Here is a 21,341-nt window from a genome sequence, read left to right on the forward strand (position 1 = left end):
ATGACCATTTTATTTGAATTGCCAATAATCGAAATTGAACAGCTTCGGACCTTTACGGCCTTTAAACACGAAATAGACATCGTGGATACCGGTTGCCTTAGCGACTACAGAGGTCTCAATAGATTTCCAGTCCTCCCAACCGCCTGTCCCCGGGACATTGAGCGAAGCGATTAGCTCGCCATCTTCCTTGTCAAGACGCACCTCAATAGTTCCGCCACGGAGGGCGCTCGCAATGTCCGCTACAAACGATTTCGGACCTTTCTTGCCAAAATCCACATTCCCGACACGGATGTAGTCACCATTATGAATATCCGATACATAGACTCCGGTCTTTGAGTTCTGCTCTACCCTGACACCTTTTGACCACGCCATAGTCTCGGCCTCAACACGTCTGTAAGGATTGAGCACACCGACAGGCGCAGGTCCTTCGTCGGTAGGCATGATGGTCGGGATAGTGCCGTCTTTATTATATTTGAATTCCTCCACAGCCACACTGCGGGCAAAGCCTCCACCACCTGACAACTTGCCGGTATGATAAAAGAAATATGATTTGCCCTTGTAGTCAGCGACACCGCAATGATTGGTAAAAGAACCGGTGTCGCAAAGCGGCATAATCTCACCCATATACTTCCACGGTCCGACAGGAGTGTCACTCATCGAATAAGCGATATGTTCCGGGACTCCTCCCGCAGCATAAAGCAGATAATAATTACCGTTACGTTTATAGAACCACGGGCCTTCGGTATAGTTGTCCTTGTATTTCGCATCCTTCACACGCTCTTTCGGACCGGGAGCACCGAAGCCGTCGACCGACTGCTCAACCTTATGGACATCACCGTCAAATGATGTCATATCCTTATTAAGTTTCACATAATAGATTTCAGGATTGCCCCAATAGAGATATGCCTGTCCGTCATCATCGATAAATACGGTAGGATCAATATAATCCCAGCTTCCATCGACGAGCGGCCGTCCAATGGCATCCTTAAACGGTCCTACAGGCGAGTCGCCTACAGCCACGCCTATGGCCATAGCACCTGTCAGCTTGGAATGGAGAGGCACGTAGAAATAAAACTTACCGTCGCGCTCAATGCACTGCGGAGCCCATGCACGGTCATCGGCCCACTCGAAATCCTCGATTGCGAGCGGTGACCCATGATCGGTCCAGTTTACCATGTCGGTGGTCGAATAGACACGCCATTCCTGCATCCAGAAGAAATCAGCGCCATCCTCATCATGACCTGTATAGACATAGAGAGTATCATTGTGGACCATCGGGGCCGGATCGGTGGTGAAATTAGTCTGTATTATCGGGTTTATAGCCTGAGTTGTCAGCGGTAACGACAATATAAATGCAAGCGGTAATGTGAATTTACTTTTCATAAGCAATGTTTGTGTTCTGTTTAAACAATAGTGGAAGGAATTCATTGAGACATCTGCGCCATGTAAGCCATTCGTGGTGAGTCCCCTCCGATGAATAATATGTATGCCTGATTCCGGCATCGGTCAGAGCTTTACTGATTTTATCGCTTCCGAAATTCTCTTCCGTGCCCATTCCGAGAAAGAATGTGTGGACTTTCGAATTAAATGAAGCGGCATCTGTAAATATACCTCCATAAGCATTCTCAAGCCCGTTGGCAAGGAAAAAGAGTGCTCCGCTGAATGAACCGATATGGGCAAATTTGTCAAGATTATGAAGAGTGGTCTGAAACGTCTCATGACCGCCCCACGAAAGTCCGGCCATTGCACGGTTGTCGCGGTCGGTAAACGTACGGAATGTACTTTCGACAAATGGAATAAGCTCATTGAGCATTATGGGCGTGAACGATGCGCCGAACTCGTCGCGGGTCTCGCCCGGACGCGCTCCGAAAATATAGCCACAATTGCCATAGTCCATCACGACAATCATAGGGACACATTTTCCCGAAGCAATCTGGTTGTCCATAATATTAGCCATCTTTCCCTGCTGATGCCATCCGCGCTCATCCTCCCCCATTCCATGCTGGAGATAAAGCACCGGATAACGCCGTGACGAATCTGTCTCATACTCCGCAGGAGTGTAGACAAAACAACGGCGGTCAGAATTTTCTATTTCTGAATAGTAGCGGCATTCGCGCACCTGACCATGAGGGATATTCCTGTCAAACGTATAATAAGCGGCGACAGATTCATCTTCAGGTATTTCTATACCTCCCGCCATACGTCCACATCCATAGAAAGCCTCACTCGAAGGGTCAATTACGCTCACACCGTCAACCACGATGAAATAGTAGTGGAAACCGACAACAAGAGGCATCGTAACAGCAGTCCAATGGCCGTCTTCACCACGTTTCATGTCATATTTATGTCCGCATATATCAACTTTGACATCATTTGCCTCAGGAGCATATATCCTGAAGTGCGCACAATTCTGCCGGTCAACCCTCGGATAAGATGCCTGTGGAATATTGGTCTGTGCAATGAACGTATCGGAATCATGTCCATAGGCCGGCATTGCGGACGCTCCAAATACGAAAAGCAAAAATGCTGAAATGATTGTCTTCATAAATTCTATTTTAATTCCCAATAATCAAAATTAAACAAATCCTCTCCGTCACCCTCAAAGGTAAAATAGAGATCATGTATGCCCTTGACCTTTTCAAGTTTACATGAAAGCAATGAATAGCTGTCATCCGAACCTGTTGAATCAACCGGCAGTGTGCCGATCACAGCGCCATCTTTGGCATCAATCCTGACTTTAATACACGAACCGTTTTTCGATGAAGCCACACAGACAGACAGTTTCTTTGCGCCTTTCTTTCCGAAATCGACACCACGCAGACAGAGATATTCACCGTTGTCAATATCCGTAACAACCATATTACGGACTCCATGAGGCCGGGTCTTAAGACCGAATCCCCACGCCATTGTCTCGGCTTCAACCCGACGGAACGGATTGAACGGCTCTATCTGTTTAAGCTCGATATCTTTCCAGTAAGGGACTTCCTTGATTGTTCCGTCAGAGTTATATTCCATCTCGGCCGCATTGACCGAACGACGTTCATGATGATCGGCAGTTTCAAGACGGAGTATGTCATAGCTGTGTCCAAACAGATATGTCTTCCCCTTATAATCGGCAATTCCCGGATGATTGCCTCGCGTGCGCTCTGTCGGTCTCATGATGTAGCCTTTTGTTTCCCATGGGCCGGTGGCATTGTCGCTCATTGCATAGCCGATTCCCTCAGGACAACATGTCGAGGCAAAGGCAAGGTAGTAACGGCCATCGCGCTTATAGAACCACGGACCTTCCTGATAGTGTTGCGGAGCTCTGTCAAACTTATGTATCTCACCCGAATATGACACCATATCCTCATTAAGCTTCACATAATAAAGCTCAGGATTGCCCCAATACATATAGGCCTGTCCGTCATCGTCGATGAAAACCGTCGGATCTATGTCATTCCAATGCTCCTTCTGCCACACGAGAGGTTTGCCTATCGGATCTTTGAACGGGCCATAGGGCGAATCAGCCACAAGCACGCCGATACCGTTGCCGTGAATCGGACAATACATGTAGAACTTGCCATTCCTCTCCACAACCTGAATGGCCCATGCGCCATTGTCCCGATTAAACCACTTAAAGTCCTTCAGCGAGGCAACCGCACCGTGTTCGGTCCAGTTGACCATGTCGGTCGAAGTGTATAGCAGCCAATCCTGCATCTTAAAACCATATCCCTCCGCGTCATCCTCATCGTGTGAGGTATAGAGGAATATTGTGTCATTATGAACCATCGGCGCAGGGTCTGCATTATATTTGGTCTGTATTATAGGCAGCTGCTCAATCGCACCGGCCATCAGTCCGAAAGACAAAAATGATATTGATAGTAATTTTTTCATAAAGCATAAATTTAAAGCTTCACTGTTTTCTTTGAGCCGTCATAGGGAACTTCGACCGGCACTCCCGATGATTTCTTATCAGCAACCACAAGCTTGAACTTACGGTTGGCCAACATTCCCGGATATTCACCCTGACGGTCGGCAATGGTCAATGTACGGGTCTTGTCATTCCACGCAAACCTGATAGTCGAATAAGCTCCCTTTTCATAGTTATAGTTATCAAACTCATCTTCATAGAGAGTGAACTCACCGTCTGCACCGGGATAAACACGGATTTCAAGATTGTCCCATGACTTTTCAGTCGCATACTGGACATCAGGACCAATCGGCAGTATAGAGCCTGCCTTTACGAAAAGAGGCAGAGTCTTGATAGTCGTGGGCTTTACGATTTCCCGTCCGCCTTTATGGAATTCATTGGTTTCAAAATCCCACCATGAACTCCCGACCGGAAGATATATGTCGGTATTGACAGGACTCATGAAATCAACATCGGCAATGACATCACCTTCGGTGTTTTCCTGACGGTTCCAGCCGGTGTTTTCATCAATCTTGATTATCTTCTCGGGTGTATAGTTGGCTTTTACGACCGGAGCTACAAGGATATTGCGGCCGAACATGAACTGGTCGCCACACTCCCAGCCTTTTTTGTCTTTTGGGAAATCCATCATAAGCGGACGCATGAAGCTTGAGTTATGTCTGCTCACGTTCCATGACGTAGAGTAGATGTATGGAAGCAGCCTGTAGCGAAGTTTTATCGCATCCTCGACCGCATCAAATATGTTCTCTCCACGGTTTCCGAAATAGTAGATTTCACGCTTGATGTCAGCACCGTGTGAACGCATCATGGGCGTAAATGCACCAAACTGCATCCATCTCACATACAGTTCCTGAAACTGTGGATTCTTCACAGCCGAGTTATCGCCATAGCTCTTGTTATAAGCTCCAGCAAAGAATCCGCCTATATCGGAATTCGAATTCGGGTTTCCAGTCATTGTGAAATTGAGAAGAGCCGGAATCTGGTTGCGCAGTGTCTCCCAAGTCGAAGCAACGTCACCGGTCCACACATTACATCCATAGCGCTGCTGGCCAAAAAAACCAGAACGCGTAAGGATAAACACACGCTTCTTGTCGGACTCCTCGCGCTGATGGTCATAGACTCCGCCGACTGTCAGCAATGGATAAGCGCAGCGCACTTTGCGGAACGATCCGAGATGGGTCTTCGTATCCATATCCTCCGGCTTGAAATCAAGGTGGTCAGGTTCGGTAGAGTCCATCCACCAGCCATCCATGTCATGATCATAAAGGCGCTTGAGATGATTCCAATAAATATCGCGTGCCTCAGGATGATATGCGTCATACACTCTCACGCCCGAAGGATAGTCCATGCGGGGAGGCCACTGCTCCGCGATGCCCGACTGAGGCCATGTAGAGAAATTGAACAGCATGTTTTTTGAATCAAGCTCCTTATAGGGACGTGTGGATGGCCCGAACGATGACCATATCGAGATTATCACCTTGGCATTATTCGCATGAATGTCATCGACCATTTTACGAGCATTGTTGAACTCCGGATTCATAAACTCCATAGCGTTCCACAGATAGTTGTTACCCCAGTATTGCCAGTCCTGAATTATACCGTCGAGAGGCACACCAAGCGCACGATATTTGTTTACGACCTCCACGATTTCATCCTGACTCTTATAGCGCTCACGGCTCTGCCAGAATCCGTAGGTCCACAGCGGAAACATCGGGACTTCTCCTGAAAGCCTTCTCATCTCACCAATAACACCGTCGGCATTTTTCCCATACATGAAATAGTAATCGACACAGTCGCCGACTTCCGATTCGAAATATGACACATCCTTGTCATCGACAAATGTTGTCGGTGAATAATTGTCCCAATACACACCGTAGCCCTTCACCGAAACAAAGACAGGTATACCATCCTCTATATTTCCGGGCATAAGCGTGCGTTTCAAGCCTCGCTGTGACAGCCGTCCGTTTTCAAGATTGCCGAATCCGTAGATAGGTTCATCGGCATCAAGACAGAAATCCTGACGAACCTTGAACGATGCCTCACCGGCATCATCGACAGGAGTAAAACTTACATTATCACCCTCCCGAAGCAACTTCTTGCCGTCCGGGGAAAGGAATGAGATCTTGCCGGAAGCAGTGTCAATAGTTACAGTTATGGAATCGGACTTGACTGTTATATATTTTCCCGATTGGCGGGCATTGAATTTTACATTGCCGGGGGTCGACACCACGCTAAGGCTCTGTTTTTCCACCTTAGTGCCAACCGAATTTTTTATTACGCGAACCGTAGATGGCGTGTAGAATTGCAGTGATATTTCATTTCCGTTCACTTCTGTTGCAATTCCGTGGTTTTCAATAGTAAAATCAGAAGCAACACATACTGATGCTCCGACCGAAACAAATGTCGACAAGATTGTAGTAATGACATTGCGATAGTTCATTGACATGATATTCGATTATTAATGATTGGAAACTATAAGAAAACGTTTTAACTAAAAATTCACCGTCGGGAGGGAAGTGCACAGAGCCTCCCGACGGTGAATCGACCAAATAAATATTGGTCCCTTCTACCTAATTATGTACAATGTCGGAAACTGTCCGAAAATTTAGTCCTGACTTTTTCCAGCAAGTCCGTCGGCAAAACCTCCATAGGCCGGCTTGCGGCTATAGTTCAGATCCCAAAGTCCGATAGGTTCTCCCGGACGCCATCCTGAACCTTCAGGGCTGTCGGTCTGAGCCCACTGACAGATACCATACTGCTGTGAGAGCGGGACTATTTCGAAATATTTGTCGATTACGAACTTATAGAACTTGGCCATTGCCTGATGCTGTTCGAAAGTAACATCTTCTGTCTTGACAGTGTTGCCGTTCTCGTCACAGAGTCCCATGTCAAGTTCTGTGATACGCACAAGCTTGCCTGTTGCGGCCATAAGCTCAAACATCTTGACCACATGTTGTTCATTGCTTGCCTGAGTCTCAGGATTCATATAGCATTTGATGTGCATCTGCGACCCGATGCCGTCAATCTTCGTCTCGCCGTCCGATTCCCATTGCTCAATCCACTGGATGAGGCTCTTGAGCTTCTGGTTGTCGTCCCAGTCTGATTCAAGGTTATAGTCGTTGATGAAAAGCTTGAGTTCTTCGGGGTTACCACCGTTCTCTGCAAAATACTTACGGGCAAACTTCACCGGAATGCGGACGAAATTATCTCCCAGATAATCCTGCCAGTAGAACTTGTTGGACTGGTCGCCAGATCCGGTAGCGGCATGCTGAAGATCGTAGCGCTGACCCCACGGACCGCCCGAGATAGCCTCGTTGACAACGTCCCAGGCCTTTACCTGACCGGCTGTAGCCTCCATCATACCCTTGATCCAGCGTTCCATCTCTGCAGTGAGGATTTCAGCCTTCTCTTCGGGAGTTACGGGAATCTTGTTGAGTTTCTCCACCTTGCATACTTTTACGGAACGAACATCAAGGGTAGCGTCGGTGGTCTGAGGCTTGAGAATCACGTCATAGTTGCCTCCGGTGACGCCCGAGAATTTCAGACGGACAACATTGTCTCCAGCAGAAATGGGAACAGGCACAGAGAGATTCTGAGCATCGTCGCCCCATCCGTTCTGCATTGTGAGCTCGACACCCTCGGCATTCTTGGACGCCGTGATATCGAGATAGAGCACATAGTCACCCTCGGTCAGAGGATTCTCACCACCAGGAAGGATAAAGAACTGCGACCAGTCGCCTGTCGGGACAAAGTGGATGCAACCATTGATAACCGGAGGCTCGCAACCCATCGCAAAGAAGGGGAAGGGACCGTCGGTATAGGTCTTGAAGGTGACCTCACTCTCCACCTCGACGGCAGGACTTTCATGATGTGACAGCTTAACCCACTCGATTTCAAGTTTGCCGTCGTAGGTGCCGGGCTGGAAAATCACAAAACTGCTCTCTGTCGTTACTCCGTCTATCGTGACCGAACATTCAGCCCAGTCATCAGAAAATTCCATTTGTTTCTCGAGCGTCGCACCCCAGTTGCCTAATTGCACGTTCATAGAACCAGCCTTGCTACCCTTCACCTTTGCCGTAACCTTGTATGTTCGGCCCGGCACGGTGGAGAGGCCGTCCATAACAAAGAACTGATACCATTCTCCCGGATATTCAGGGACAGTTAGAATTCCGTCGACAATCTGTGGTTCATAGCCCATCACATAGAAAGGGAATTTCGCATCATTCTTGAACTCGTGGATAGCGTCCTCCACTTCGAGTTTCTCATTGGGGTCGATATCAAGTTCCTTGTCGGCGATAAGACTGTTGAGCCACTTGACATTCTGCTGCTCGTGCCAGCAGAGAGTGTGGCCATAAACCTCGACACCTGCCTTTGAAGCCGCATCGACAAAGGCTGTGACAGTGCTGAAATCCATCGAACCGTCATCACCGACAATCGAGGCATACTTCATGGCATTTCCGGCGGTAATCTGATGGAAGTTAGCGTTGGTGATACGGTAGACCTGACCGAACTTATTATAATCGGGCGCACTGACACCGACTCCGAGCTTGAAATCAGGATTTATTCCCGCTCTCTGACTCAGATAATCCTTTAGATTTCCGTAGGCATTCAGATATTCATATTGCGCGATGCTTTCAGGCTTCTCGACATAAATGTTGTCGATGTTCTGGTCGGCACATCCCGTGAGGGATGCACCGGCAAGAAGCGAAAGCCATATCTTATGGTTAGTTTTCATTCAGTATCAATTTTTGAGTAGGTTAACGGATAGTATAGCTGAACGACTCGTATTTATTCTGACGGTCGCGGGCTACGAGAGTCTCGGTGACGTTGGCCTTATATTCAGCTGTCGCACCGGTCTGCTCGTTGACCACATAAGGAATCGTATAGCTGTAGGTAAGCTCAATGAGGTCACGGTCAGTATTGTTCCACGCCTTTATTGCGCCATGATATGTGTACTTTCCACTACCCGACGCGGTGCATCCGGGAGTCTCGGTAGACACTGTCACGTTGCCGTTGTCATCAATCCTGATTATGAGGTCGCAGACGATATTTTTCTCGGCGCTTCCACCATTTCCGTTGACATAAGCCACCGAGTGACTCATCACATAGTGCGATTCGGTCAGAGACTTAGAGCTGATTGACTTGACATCGGCCTTCTCCCAGTTGGCCGCGTTGCTCTCGGATGTGAAAGCCACACCATTGTTCTCACCGCTGACTTTAGACTTGCTCAGCCATGCACCGGCCCATTTGTTCTTATACTTGATGGCATACAGGGTATAGTTCTTGGGAAGAACCGACCACTGGTCGTTCATGACAACACTCGGAGAAGAACCTGCCACCTTCGGTGTGCCTTCGAGAATAGAGTCAGAGGCCGAAGTGAGGCGCACTGGAAGCACGTAGCATGTATTGACTGCTTCCGGATCAGCAAAGAAAGCATCCTCAAGTTTCACGTCGAGATAGCCGAGCACTTTGCCCTTCTTGATAGTCACACGCTCGTCGCTGATGAAGGTGTAGTGTGACTGCGGGAGAAGTTTCACTTCTGATCCGTCCGAGAAACTCATGCCCTGAATGAGCGATGGGTCAACCTCACACTGTACCCAGCGGTTTTTCTTGTTGGTGTTGACACCTCCGAGGACCGGACAGATACGGAAGATATGCTGATTGTCAAGTGATGTGTCAAATTCACCATCCTCGCCAAGAGTCAGAGTGCGGATAGGAGTCTGATCAGCGAAAGAGATGGTCTGGTATATGTAATCGGGAAATTCCTGGCTGTCATTTTTGCAAGAAGAGAGCACAAGAGCCATGCCGACCAATGAAAATATTACTTTTTTCATGATTTCTGATTTGAGTGTTAGAATTGTTGCGTTACCAGCCCTTGTTCTGAATGAGTTCGCTGAATTTAAGCACCTCTGAATAAGGAATCGGGCCATAGAACATATAATCCTTGTAGTTACGGGTCTCGACATCGATGACGCTATAGGTGCTGCCGGAGATGCTCATGCCTTTTGCAGTTTCATTGAGCTCGGATTTCCAGCGGCGCAGATCCCAGAAACGGTGGCCTTCGAATGAGAGTTCGATACGGCGCTCGTTGCGGATAAGTTCACGCATCTTATCCTTATCACCCTTGATTGATTCGAGATATTCGTCGCCATTCTCAATGCCGATACCTGCACGCTGGCGGATTGCTTTAATCACGTCATAGGCAGAATAGCCGTGTGAACCGCTGCCGGTCGGCCCCCAAGCTTCGTTTGCTGCTTCAGCATAAAGAAGGAACATTTCAGTGTAGCGGATACGTGGAGTGTAGTGATACTCTTCGGTAGTTCCGTTTGGATCGAGGCTGATGTCCTGACGGAGCAATTTGCGCAGATAATAGCCTGTACGGGTCGATGAGCCTGTGAGCTTGTTAAGCGCGTCATTGTTCGTACCGTCCACGGCGGTGGTCACAGTGCCGTTTGACAGACCTGAGGTCATGCCGTTGTAGGTGACATAGGCTGCGAGACGCGGGTCACGGTCTGCATATGGATTTGCTGCGTCATACTCTCCTTTGACATTAGAGATAGGATAACCGTTGGCCATCGGGAAAGCATCGACGAAGTTCTGTGTCGGGTTGATGCGGCCGCTGCCATAGAGCGAAGGAGGATAGTTGTCTTTTTCAAGACTGTTGGACTTTGAGCGCTCGCTCATCCAAAGCACTTCGGCAGGGATTGACGACGCAGAAATGTTGTCGATGTCAGTCTTGTTGCAATACCAAGTGTTGCCTGTAGGGTCAAGACCGTTGACACCACCGATATGATCAAGCACCTTCGCACCGGCATCGGCAGCCTCAGTCCAGCTTATGCCTGACGCCTCGGCATATGCGGGGCTGGCTCCAAGCAGATTGAGTTTTGCGAGGAAAGCCTCGACAACACGGCCTGAAATACGTCCGCAGAAATTGTTGCCGAACACACGGTTGATCTGGCTCATCGCAGCGTTGGAATAGCGGGCCTGCAACTTGGTCATTGACTCCGAGTCACCATATTCCCACGGAAGCACTTCAAGCGCACGGGCGGCATCGGCACGGATAGCCTCGACACACTCTACAAATGAATTGCGCGGAATATTGAAATTCGATGCCTGACTTTCGGCAACCTCAAGAATGGGCACTCCGAGAAGAGTTCCGTCAGAAGTATAGCCTCCGTGAGCTTCAAGAAGATAATAGTTGAACATTGCCCTGAGAGCATATGCCTCAGCCTTTTCGCGGTCACAGAACATCTGCGATACAATCTCATCGTCAGCCCAGTGAACCTTGTCGCATCTTTCGAGGAACATGTTGAGATACTGGATGCCGGATTTACAGCTTGTCCAACGGTCGAAAGGATTGTTGTCTGAAGTCCATGAACCGGCTGCAACCTTACGATAAGAGTTGTCGACATCGTTTGACACGGCATCGTCGGTCGCAACCTCGCTGAACGGATATGACCCGATGGGAATACGGGTGTAACCGTTGGCAAGGATACCTTCGGCGTAGTTGGCATTGTTATACATATGGTCAATGCCGAGGTTGTTTTCTATGGCCGGTTCGAAAAGGTCGTCACAGCTGACTAACATCGCGGCCAATGGTATGAAGAATAAGAATTTTTTCATGATTCCGTTGTTTTCAGGATTAGAAATCTACTTTGACGCCAAGGGTGTAGACGCGACACTGGGGAGCAGCACCGACAGCTCTTTCAAGCTGTTTGCGTTCCTTGGAGATGGTTGCGAGAGAGTTTCCGTTGACATAGACCTGAAGCCCCTTGACGAACTTGTCGCGGAAGAGCGAGCTTGGGAGGTCGTAGGTAAGCTGCACTTTGTCAAGATAGAAAGCATCAGTCGAATATGTCCAGAAATCGGAAGTCACGAAATTGAGCTCGCCACCCTGTGTGGTCAGACGCGGATAAGTGGCAGTCGCCGCTGTTTCGGGAGTCCAGCGTCCGCGGACAACCTCCGAATACTTGCGGTCGCCATAGACCCAGTTGTATGTATCGTTCTTGACACCCATGCCACCGAAAGCACCTGTGCCGGCAACGAAGAGAGTGAAGTTTTTCCACTTGGCCGTGAAGTTGAGACCCATGCAGAAAGGTGCGCCCCATTTGCCGAGAACAACCATGTCCTTCGAGTCAATCACGCCGTCACCGTTCTGGTCCTTATATTTGAGATCACCGGGACGGGTATTGTTGTTGATCTTTGCTGAAGTAGCCACGTCGTTTTCATCAGTGAAAAATCCGAGACACTCGTAACCGCGAAGAGCATCAATCGGAGCACCTGTCTGACGCAGCCAGTCATACTCGACTGTTTCGTTGATACGGATATTCTTGGTCTTGTTATACATACCGTTGACTCCGAGTGCAAGACCGAAATCCCCTACTTCCTTGGCTATGTTTACACCAAAGTCAAAACCGGTGCGACGCTGATTGTTATAGTTGATGTAGGGACGAAGGTCGGAAACAGGCCAGTAGGTCTGGAAATAGTTGGGATAGGTGCTCGATGCGATGGTAAGCTGGTCATTGGTATCAATGTTGAAGAAGTTGGCATTGACACGGAGCAGCCCGTTGAAAAGGACTGTGTTGAGACCTGCGTTGAACTCCTTGCGCTTCACAAAACCGAGATTCGGGTTTCCTCCACGCTGCGAATCGGTGGTCTGCATCGAATTGTTTGTCTCGCTCCATCCCCACCAAGTACCTGTCGAGGTGAAGATATCGGCATACATATAGTATTTCTCAATATCTATATCCTGATTGACAATACCGTAGGACGCTGTGAGCTTAAGGTCGTTGAGCCAGTCGACATCGTTGAGCCAGTCTTCCTGAGAGAGACGCCAGCCGAGCGTAGCCGTGGGCGAGAAAGCATTGCGGTGACCCGGAGCAAGCTTGGCCGAATGGATGGCCGCACCGCTGAACTGGGCATAATACTTGTTCATGTAGTCATACTCAAGGTTCAGGCCAAGGTTTGCATTGCTGACACGGTGATATTCGCCCGATGTCGTCACCTGATAACCGTTTGCAAGAAGCATTGCATGGAATTTATGGCCATCACCGAATGTACGGTTATAGTTGAAATTGGCATTGAACGCAATGGTCTGCACATCACGGCTGTCAGATACGGTCTGAGTTGCTGTGCTCTTGTCAAGATTATACTTGGTAAGCCCCGAAATCATGTCATAGCCAAGAGCATTGTCCCATGAAGCCCGGTAGGTGGCATAATCGTTGATAATGGCAGTGTTGTAGGATGTGGCATAGTCAACTGCATACTGTGCGCGGAACGACAGGCCCGGAAGCACGCGTGCAAGGTCAATGTCAACACCGAGGTCAAACTGGAACTGACGGCTGGTGTAGGTATTGTGGCCGGCAGCATACATTCCTGCAAACGGGTTGGTGGCATACTGCTGTGTGCCGCCAAGCAGATATTTGCCGTCTACGATATAGTTGCTGTTGTTGATATAAGCCCAAGAGCTCTGGTCGGTCGGGTCAATGGCCGAGATTGGAATCAGAGGAACAAGAGGATCTGCGCCGGGATTCGTCGGACGGAGTTTGGCCGATTCAGCCCAGAAATTGGAGCGGTCCTTCCGGTCATCGTAGAATGATGCACTGGTGTTTACCCAGCCGCTGATCCAGTCATTGAGCTTAAGGTCAATGTTACCGCGCACATGCAGGCGTGTGGTGTGATTGTTCTTGCCTTCGCCGAATTTAATCAGGTCGGAATTGTTGTAAAGACCGACGTTGGCATAATATTTGGCAAACTTGCCGCCTCCGCGGAACTCAGCCGTCGCATCATAGCGCATATAGTTCTTCTTAAGATATTCATCCGAGAAGAAGTTGATGTCGGGATAGCGGAAAGGATTGTTACCGGTCGAGTAGTTGTAGATGTCCTCCTGCGAGAAAGCCGGAATCTCGATTCCGTCATTGGCAAGCGCTTCGTTGTAGAGAGTGGCATATTCGGCCGAACCGAGATATTTGGGATAGCTCTTGGGGACGTAGAGCTGCGCATTGCCTCTGACACTCACCTGCAGGCCCTTTTCATTACCGCGTTTGGTGGTAATGAGGATGACACCGTGAGCTCCGCGGCTACCATAGAGCACCACAGCCTGCGCGCTTTTCAGAAATGTGATCTGAGCTATTTCAGAAGGCAGGATATTGGTAGCTTCGCGAGGGACACCATCGACAAGCACAAGCGCACTTCCCTGATTCCAGAGCTGGCCGTTGTAACCTCCGACCAATGCCTGCATGTCAGACAGACTATAAGTCGAGTAGTCTTTCTCCATCAGTTTTTCGACATCCACAGCCGAGACACCGCCGAGAAGATTCATATCCTCGACCGTGCGGAAAGCCACATGGACTTTTGTGGAGTCGAGAAGCTCGTCGGCTCTCGAAATCCCGGCCGACAGCAACGCGAATGCTCCTATAGTTACAAATTTATATATCTGTTTCATGAGATTTTAATTATAAGGTTATTACCAACCGGGGTTCTGTTTGAACTCTGCCGACATGTTGCAGTCAGACTTCTTGAGAGGCATCCAGTAGTGTTTCTCGGTATAATTGCGAGTGACGATGACTTCTTCATGATAACCGCTGACAGCGTTGTTTTCAGGATGTGCAGGGTCAAAGTCACCGCTACGTGTAAATTCAACGGAAGTCTTGTCGGCATACTCAGGCTTGTCGATGAGCATCCAGCGGCGCAGGTCGTTGAAGCGATGGCCTTCATATGAAAGCTCGACTGCACGCTCGCGGCGCACCTCGCTCATAAACGAATCGAGATTGCCTGTAAATTTGGCATTCACACCCTCCACGCCGGCGCGCTCACGAATTTTGTTGACCGCATCGAGAGCAGAGAGCTGACAGGCAGACACCTTGCCCGAAGGAGTTCCAGTTGCCTGAGCGACAGCTTCAGCATACATCAGATAGACATCCGCGAGGCGCAGATAGCTGATGCCGATTGTGAACTGTGGAGAGTAACCCCAGCCGTCATCGTAGCGGTTACATGTGGGATGCAGGAATTTCTTGAGTGCATAGCCTGTACGCGAAGCCGTATTGATGTCGCGTGAAGCGCCTGAGGTGAACAGCTCGATGTTGGGGAGCGGATTCTGATAATTGTCTGTAATCAGACAGCCGTCAAACACGATGTCATTGTAGAAACGCGGGTCGCGGTCCTTCCAAGGATGGGTCTTGTCCCAGCCTGATTGCGGATCGTCAAGGGGAAGGCCGTTGGCCATACCGTAGTTGTTGACATAATTGGCGCAGGGGCTGAGATTATTGCCACCACCGTCGGGATGGTAGGGAGTCGGAACATACTGCAGAGCCAGACCATAGCGCGTGTTCTGCCACGGATCCCATTCCGGTCCGCGGAAGATGACCTCGGTCAGTCCGGGCATACGGCCATTCTGTCCGTAGGAGTAGAAGACCTCACCTATCTTGTCATAGCTGACAAGCTCATACTGCGTCGCACCTCTCTCGATAAGGTCCAGAAGCTCTCCGAACGCATCGGCAGCCTTCTGTGCATAGTCGCGGTTATATTCACGAGAACCGGTTGACTCATAGTTCATCAGTGGCGAGGCTGCCCAGAGATAGTTCTTGCCTAAATAAGCGAGAGCCATCACCTTGTTGATACGGCGCTGGTTGTTACCGTTGGTTATGACGCTGATTGAAGTCTTATCCCAGTCAATGGGAAGGAGGTCGGCTGCGCGACGGAAATCGGCGGCTGCCTTGTCGGCACATTCACTGTAGGAGAGACGCGGACGTGTAAGCTGACCGTTTGCGTTCATAACCTCGTCGATATAGGGAAGACCGCCGAAATAGTTCATCAGCATGAAGTGATACCATCCGCGGAAGAAGAGGAGCTGGCCTTCGATGGCCTTCTTCTGTTCGGAAGTCGCGTCGGTGAGGAGGTGAAGATTTTCAAGACCCATGTTGCACTGGCGGATGCCCCACCATGCGCATGGCCAGAGACCCTTGTTGAAACGGTCCTTCTTGTATGCGTCGAAGGCCCCGCGGTCGAGCCAGCCGGTTCCCCAGCCGTCGAACTCCTTCTGCCATCCCCAGAAGTCACCCTGGTCAATCTTGTAGACCATGTGGTAGTTGATGTTGGCGCTTGTCACCTCGTCATCACCCCAGTTGAAGGAGTTGGTCCAGTAGCCCTTGTCGAAGAGGGGGATGTTGTTGTAGAGCAACTCCACAAAACCTTGGAAGTTGGTAAAATTCTTGTAAGGTTCGTTAGCAGAAATGTCTGATTCTTCCGATTTGTCAAGATAATCGGAGCATGCAGTCGCGCCAAGCATAAGAGCTGTGCCCAGACATGCCGCTTTTATATATGTTACATATTTTTTCATGATAAGTCAGTCGGTTAGATGTCAAACTTAAAACCAAGATTGAAACGGCGCACTGTCGGATAAGCGCCCTGAGAGGCAAGACCTGTTCCGGCAAAGTTCGACTCGCGGTCGTCAGGCATGCGAGACCAGAGCCAGAGGTTGTTGCCATTGAGATAAAGCTTAAACATGCTCATGCCGAGTTTCTTGACCCAACCGCCTGTCCATGTATAGGCAATCTCCGCGTTCTTCAGACGGATGTATGAGCCGTCGTAGTGATAGCGCGTACCTTCATAGTAGGACGGAGTCGAGCTCCAGCGCGGCAGCGGCACTTCGGCATGAGGGTTGGAAGCCGACCAGTAAGCGCCCTCATCGAAAACATTGTTGAGGTGGTTGTTGAGCGACTTGAAACCGACATAGCGGCTGACATTGGTCACGCCATAGAACTGCACGAATGCCGAGAAGCCTTTCCATTCGAAACCGATAGTGGCATTGTAGGTGTTCTGCGGAGTGCCTGTGTAGCCATAGGGAGCATTGTCATTGGTGTCGATGACACCGTCGCCGTTATAGTCGACCGAAATGAACTGACCGGGAAGCTTATGATTGTTGTTGGTGTTATGCTGGGTCATACCGATAACCTCGTTCCAGTCTTGGGCGATACCTGCGGTATAGGTGGCATGGTCCTGACCGATGGCAAAACCTGTGCTCTTCTGATAGGCGGGAGTCAGTTCGGGATCATCGTATGAAAGCACCTTATTGGTCGCATGGGTCATGTTGAAATTACCCCAGAGATGGAGATTGTTGTTGAAGGTGTAGTTGAGACGCAGTTCAAGTTCGAAACCTGATGTGCGCACACGGCCGAGGTTGGCGGTGGGAGCGGTAGTTCCGTAATAGCTGGGGACGGCGCGGTTATTACCTGTGATAAGGATATCGCTGCGCTTGTCGCGGAAGAACTCGAGGCTACCGGCTGCGAAATGGTTGAAGAACGAGTAGTCGATACCGAGGTTCTGCTTGATGGCCTTTTCCCAGTGAACATCAGCGTTGCCGACGGCCTTCTCGTAATACCATACATAGGGTGAGTCCACCTGACGGTTGATGCCCTGGAACGACTGTCCGTTTGAATCGTTGATCGGACCGTAGCCCATCTGTGTCGCATAGAGCCAGCGTGCGGGCACATAGTCGTCGCCGACCTCACCGTAAGAGTAACGGACTTTAAGAAGATCAAGCCATCCGCGGGAGAATTTCATGAAATTTTCCTGTGAAATCATCCAGCCCACAGCGCCGGAGTTGAAGAATGCGAAACGGTTTTTACGGCCGAAGCGTTCCGAACCGTTGTAAGCACCGTTGTATTCGGCAAAATATTTGTCGGCATAGTTATATGTGGCACGGAAAGCCCAGTCCTCACGATAGTTGGTGAACTGTGAGCCGTAGGTGTTTTCTGTACGGTTGAACACACCCATTGCCGAGACCTCATTCTGTCCGAATTTTCCTGCCCAGTAGAGCTGACCCTGATAGAAGAGGTTGCGGACAGTCTGATTGTTGTCGACCGCACCGCCATTGGTTTTCCACTTGATGCCCTCGTTGAAGTCAAAGCCGGTCTTGGTGTCGCCGACCTGCGAATAGGTCACCTCACCAGTGAGAGGATTGATCCATTTCTGCTGATAGGCGTTGTAGAGGTCATTGATGCCGCGGCCGGTCTCGACAAACACATTGTCCCACGACACGAGTGCCGATGCACGGAGTCCTTTAAGAAGGAAGCTTAGATCCTGTTCAAGAGTGAAGTCTGTATTGATACGGGTTGTAGTGACCTTCTCCGCACCAGCCAGAGCGAGATTTGTGACAGAGTTTGGCGAGCCCTGTGTGTCAAGAGGATAGTAGCCCCATGTTCCGTCGGAATAACGAGGAAGGAATGTGTCGTGAGGTGCGCTGTAAGCGGCCTGCCAGAGCTGTGTCGTATCCCAGTCGGAGTCTTTCATGTTCCATGGACGCTTTTTCTCGCCGCTCATACCGAAAAGATTGACCTTGAAAACGGTTGTCGGAGTAATCTGGAAGTCAAGATTCGAGCGGACATTCACACGGTTATATCCATAACCTGATTTATATCCGCGCCCGTTATCCCACTCGCGGAAAAGGTCACCTTCATGAAGGAAATCGACAGCGGCGAAGTATTTCACATTCTTTGTACCGCCGGCCACATTGATGTTAGGATTGTAGGCCATCGCATAGTCCTTGAAGAGTTCTTTCTGCCAGTCAACATCAACATAACGTTCCCACTCGTCACCGGGGTTGATGTATTTCTGGATCACCTCTTCAGGATAGATGTCATTCCACGAATCAGGATAGAGACCAAGTTCGCGTTCGATAGCGCGGTTGCGCACACGGATAGCATCGGCCGAACCGAATGTGTCGGGAAGTTTCGAAACGACCTTGGCTGTGACATTCATGCCGACAGAAATCTTGGCGCGACCCTCTTCACCGCGTTTGGTGGTGATAAGGATGACACCGTTAGCACCTTTCACACCGTAAACGGCAGTGGCCGATGCGTCCTTGAGAACCGAGATTGTCTTGACAGAGCTGATGTCGACCGAGCTCATCGGACGCTCGATTCCATCGACAAGCACAAGAGGCTGCGAATTGTTCCAAGAGCTTGCGCTGCGGATGATAATCTGCGGGTCTTCATCACCGGGCATACCGGTCGACGAAGATGTCACGACACCGGGAAGATTACCAGTGAGAGCCGCACCGACATTGCTGACACCTCCGGCACGCTCGAGAGTCTCGCCGGTGGTCTGGGTAATCGCACCGACAACAGAAGCCTTTTTCTGCTGGCCATAGCCGACCACCACAACTTCATCGAGCATTTCAGTGTCAGTCGTAAGGGTCACATCAACCACCGTACGGCCGTTGACCTTGACACTCTGAGAAATCATGCCGACATAGGAAAATTCCAGAACGGCATTTTTCAGATTAGGAACATTGAGCGAATACTGACCGTCGATGTCAGTAGCCACACCTTGTGAAGAGCCTTTGAGGATTACTGAAACCCCCACGAGTGGTTCACCTGTATCGTCAACCACCGTACCCCTGACCGTATCGGCATATGCCCAAGCTGGACCAAAGCCCACAAGAAGCATCAGGAGTGAAATGCATCGAAATAGTTTCTTTACATTTTCCATTGTTATTAATTTAAAGTAATATAATTGATAGATTGTCACTGCGTGAGTGCATAGGGAAGCAGATTGTTACTGCATGAGTGCATAGAGAGCAGGTTAAATGCTGTTTGATGCGTAGAGTCCGATAGTAGTTCCTGTAAATCCGCCCGCTTTGGCTGTCGAAGTGAATCCTCCGTCTATACCCGTTGCGACTTCTTCCCAAGTCTTTCCACCGTCGGCGGAATACGAGAAGCTGAGGTCAAGCCCCTTCGATTCGACTTTAAGGCCGAGATGGTGTGTCCCGTCGGCAATCGGTTTCGAAGCGATGTCTTCATGACCGTTTTCAGTTATCTTGCGGAGTACCACACTGTGACCTTCGCCATTGCGTGTCTTGGCGAGAAGATACTGATGAGTCTCGTCTTTCATCAGAAGCATGCCGGCACACTGCTTTTCGTGTTCAGGATCGAAAGTGACATTGGTAGTGGCCGTATAATTGTGGTGATGGACACGACGGCCGACATACGGTATCACAGCCTTGTCAGCCGATGTCACATCAGCACACTTGATGGTGAGATAGCCGGGGTTGGTAGTGAGCGAATAGAGATCAGCGGCAGTGCCTCGCAATGTCATCCAGTCCATACCGAGCACCGAATCAGAGAATTCGTCACGGCGGCTGAAATTGCCGAATGTAACGTCGGCCTCTCGCTTGACACCCTCGCGACGCAACTGCATCGGGACGGTCTCTCCTTCACGAGTCATGTAAGGCCAACCGTCGTCAGTCCACTTGACAGGCATCATGAAAGTCTCGCGACCGAGATTTTCCATGTCGTTGCTGACAGGTCGACATGCAAGAAACACACTCCACCAGTCGCCTTCCTTGGTCTGCACAAGGTCGGCATGTCCGGCACAGGTGATAGGATTCTCACGCGATTTGTCGAGCGTACGCTGTGTGAGGATAGGATTGCCTTCCCACGGTGTGAACGGTCCGAAAGGCGACGGACCACGATAGATGACCTCGCTGTGCCATGTGCTTGTGCCACCCTCGGCAGTCATGAGATAGTACTGTCCGTTGACCTTATATATATGAGGGCCTTCGCACCAGATCGGTTTCTCCTCCGGACGACAGCCCTTGTTGACAACAATCTTGCGTTCGCCCACACACTTGTCGGAAGCAGTGTCGAACTCAACCACGCGCACCGTACGGTGGCCGGGATATTCGGGCTTGCCGTCGGGAGCGTCATCGTTGTTGACAATATAGCCCTTGCCATCCTCGTCAAAAAAGAAAGCCGGGTCGATGCCATGCACGTCGGGGAGCATGATGGGGTCTGACCACTCACCAAACGGGTCCTGAGTCTTGACAAAGAAATTTCCCGCACCGACATTGGTCGTAATCATATAGTAGGTCTTGTTTGCCGGATTGTAGGCTATGTCCGGAGCAAAGATACCGCCGCTGACATGCTGCTTCTCCATGTTCTGCAGCTGTGAGGGACGTGAAAGGACATGCCCGACCTGCTTCCAATTGACAAGGTCACGACTGTGGAACAGAGGCACACCGGGGAAATAGGTGAAAGTCGATGTGGCCAGAAAATAATCTCCGTCCCCATTTGTACAGATTGTCGGGTCGGAATACCATCCGGGAAGAATCGGATTGTAAAACGAGCTTTCATCGGCAAGCGGATTTGCCGCGTAATAGTCGTCATTACCATCGTAGGTAAACGAGTCAAAAATCGCTACAGATTTCTGTGGTTCTATGTTCTTGCCCGACGTTGCCGCACAACTGCCGAAAAGTGTCATAAATCCTGCCGAAACTGCCATTAAGGTTAGTTTTGTTTTCATGAACTTAGTTTTGATTCGGTAATGATTGTAATAAATGGTTAAACATTGCAAATTTATCTCATTGCAACAAGACAGGCATTTAACGGTGGCTCCAAGAGATTCATATTTATCACATGAGACATTCACA

Annotated in this window: 11 protein-coding genes; all 11 read right to left on the bottom strand. The window is 49.8% G+C overall.

The genetic code is table 11. The annotated features are described in order from the left end of the window. Positions 1-9: 9 nt before the first annotated feature. Entirely contained in the window at positions 10-1,383 is a 1,374-nt protein-coding gene (locus QZ311_RS04975) for a glycoside hydrolase family 43 protein (protein ID WP_297064818.1), read from the bottom strand. Next, positions 1,373-2,545 (bottom strand): alpha/beta hydrolase-fold protein, encoded by a 1,173-nt coding sequence (locus QZ311_RS04980; protein WP_297064821.1) that lies wholly within the window; start codon positions 2,543-2,545, stop codon positions 1,373-1,375. The genes QZ311_RS04975 and QZ311_RS04980 overlap by 11 nt, the downstream gene beginning before the upstream one ends. A 5-nt stretch (positions 2,546-2,550) precedes the next feature. Then, a complete protein-coding gene (locus tag QZ311_RS04985; protein WP_297064824.1) occupies positions 2,551-3,876 on the bottom strand; it encodes a glycoside hydrolase family 43 protein in 1,326 nt (441 codons plus the stop codon). An 11-nt stretch (positions 3,877-3,887) separates the two neighbouring features. Beyond that, entirely contained in the window at positions 3,888-6,359 is a 2,472-nt protein-coding gene (locus tag QZ311_RS04990) for a TIM-barrel domain-containing protein (RefSeq protein ID WP_297064827.1), read from the bottom strand. 159 nt (positions 6,360-6,518) lie between these two features. Then, positions 6,519-8,648, bottom strand: coding sequence for an endo-1,4-beta-xylanase (locus QZ311_RS04995; RefSeq protein ID WP_297064830.1), 2,130 nt, complete (start codon positions 8,646-8,648; stop codon positions 6,519-6,521). A 22-nt stretch (positions 8,649-8,670) separates the two neighbouring features. Further along, a complete protein-coding gene (locus tag QZ311_RS05000) occupies positions 8,671-9,747 on the bottom strand; it encodes a DUF5627 domain-containing protein (RefSeq protein ID WP_297064833.1) in 1,077 nt (358 codons plus the stop codon). A 31-nt stretch (positions 9,748-9,778) separates the two neighbouring features. Then, positions 9,779-11,536, bottom strand: a complete 1,758-nt coding sequence (locus QZ311_RS05005) for a RagB/SusD family nutrient uptake outer membrane protein (RefSeq protein WP_297064835.1) — start codon at positions 11,534-11,536, stop codon at positions 9,779-9,781. A gap of 19 nt (positions 11,537-11,555) precedes the next feature. After that, on the bottom strand, positions 11,556-14,357 hold the full coding sequence (locus tag QZ311_RS05010) for a SusC/RagA family TonB-linked outer membrane protein (protein ID WP_297064838.1): 2,802 nt from the start codon (positions 14,355-14,357) through the stop codon (positions 11,556-11,558). Positions 14,358-14,378: 21 nt separating this feature from the next. Next, on the bottom strand, positions 14,379-16,250 hold the full coding sequence (locus QZ311_RS05015) for a RagB/SusD family nutrient uptake outer membrane protein (RefSeq protein WP_297064841.1): 1,872 nt from the start codon (positions 16,248-16,250) through the stop codon (positions 14,379-14,381). A gap of 14 nt (positions 16,251-16,264) precedes the next feature. After that, a complete protein-coding gene (locus QZ311_RS05020) occupies positions 16,265-19,402 on the bottom strand; it encodes a TonB-dependent receptor (RefSeq protein ID WP_297064844.1) in 3,138 nt (1,045 codons plus the stop codon). Positions 19,403-19,495: 93 nt separating this feature from the next. Continuing rightward, positions 19,496-21,172 carry a glycoside hydrolase family 43 protein gene (locus QZ311_RS05025; protein ID WP_297064870.1) on the bottom strand — a complete coding sequence of 559 codons (1,677 nt, stop codon included), beginning with the start codon at positions 21,170-21,172 and terminating at the stop codon, positions 19,496-19,498. Between the last annotated feature and the right edge of the window lie 169 nt (positions 21,173-21,341).

The organism is uncultured Duncaniella sp. (genome assembly GCF_910578445.1).
GTDB lineage: Bacteria > Bacteroidota > Bacteroidia > Bacteroidales > Muribaculaceae > Duncaniella.

Bases quoted from the DNA above. Each gene is read 5' to 3' on its own strand.
- QZ311_RS04980 (WP_297064821.1), bottom strand. From the start codon at position 2,545: ATGAAGACAATCATTTCAGCATTTTTGCTTTTCGTATTTGGAGCGTCC.
- QZ311_RS05005 (WP_297064835.1), bottom strand. From the start codon at position 11,536: ATGAAAAAATTCTTATTCTTCATACCATTGGCCGCGATGTTAGTCAGC.
- QZ311_RS04995 (WP_297064830.1), bottom strand. From the start codon at position 8,648: ATGAAAACTAACCATAAGATATGGCTTTCGCTTCTTGCCGGTGCATCC.
- QZ311_RS05010 (WP_297064838.1), bottom strand. From the start codon at position 14,357: ATGAAACAGATATATAAATTTGTAACTATAGGAGCATTCGCGTTGCTG.
- QZ311_RS05000 (WP_297064833.1), bottom strand. From the start codon at position 9,747: ATGAAAAAAGTAATATTTTCATTGGTCGGCATGGCTCTTGTGCTCTCT.
- QZ311_RS05025 (WP_297064870.1), bottom strand. From the start codon at position 21,172: ATGACACTTTTCGGCAGTTGTGCGGCAACGTCGGGCAAGAACATAGAA.
- QZ311_RS04990 (WP_297064827.1), bottom strand. From the start codon at position 6,359: ATGTCAATGAACTATCGCAATGTCATTACTACAATCTTGTCGACATTT.
- QZ311_RS04975 (WP_297064818.1), bottom strand. From the start codon at position 1,383: ATGAAAAGTAAATTCACATTACCGCTTGCATTTATATTGTCGTTACCG.
- QZ311_RS05015 (WP_297064841.1), bottom strand. From the start codon at position 16,250: ATGAAAAAATATGTAACATATATAAAAGCGGCATGTCTGGGCACAGCT.
- QZ311_RS05020 (WP_297064844.1), bottom strand. From the start codon at position 19,402: ATGGAAAATGTAAAGAAACTATTTCGATGCATTTCACTCCTGATGCTT.
- QZ311_RS04985 (WP_297064824.1), bottom strand. From the start codon at position 3,876: ATGAAAAAATTACTATCAATATCATTTTTGTCTTTCGGACTGATGGCC.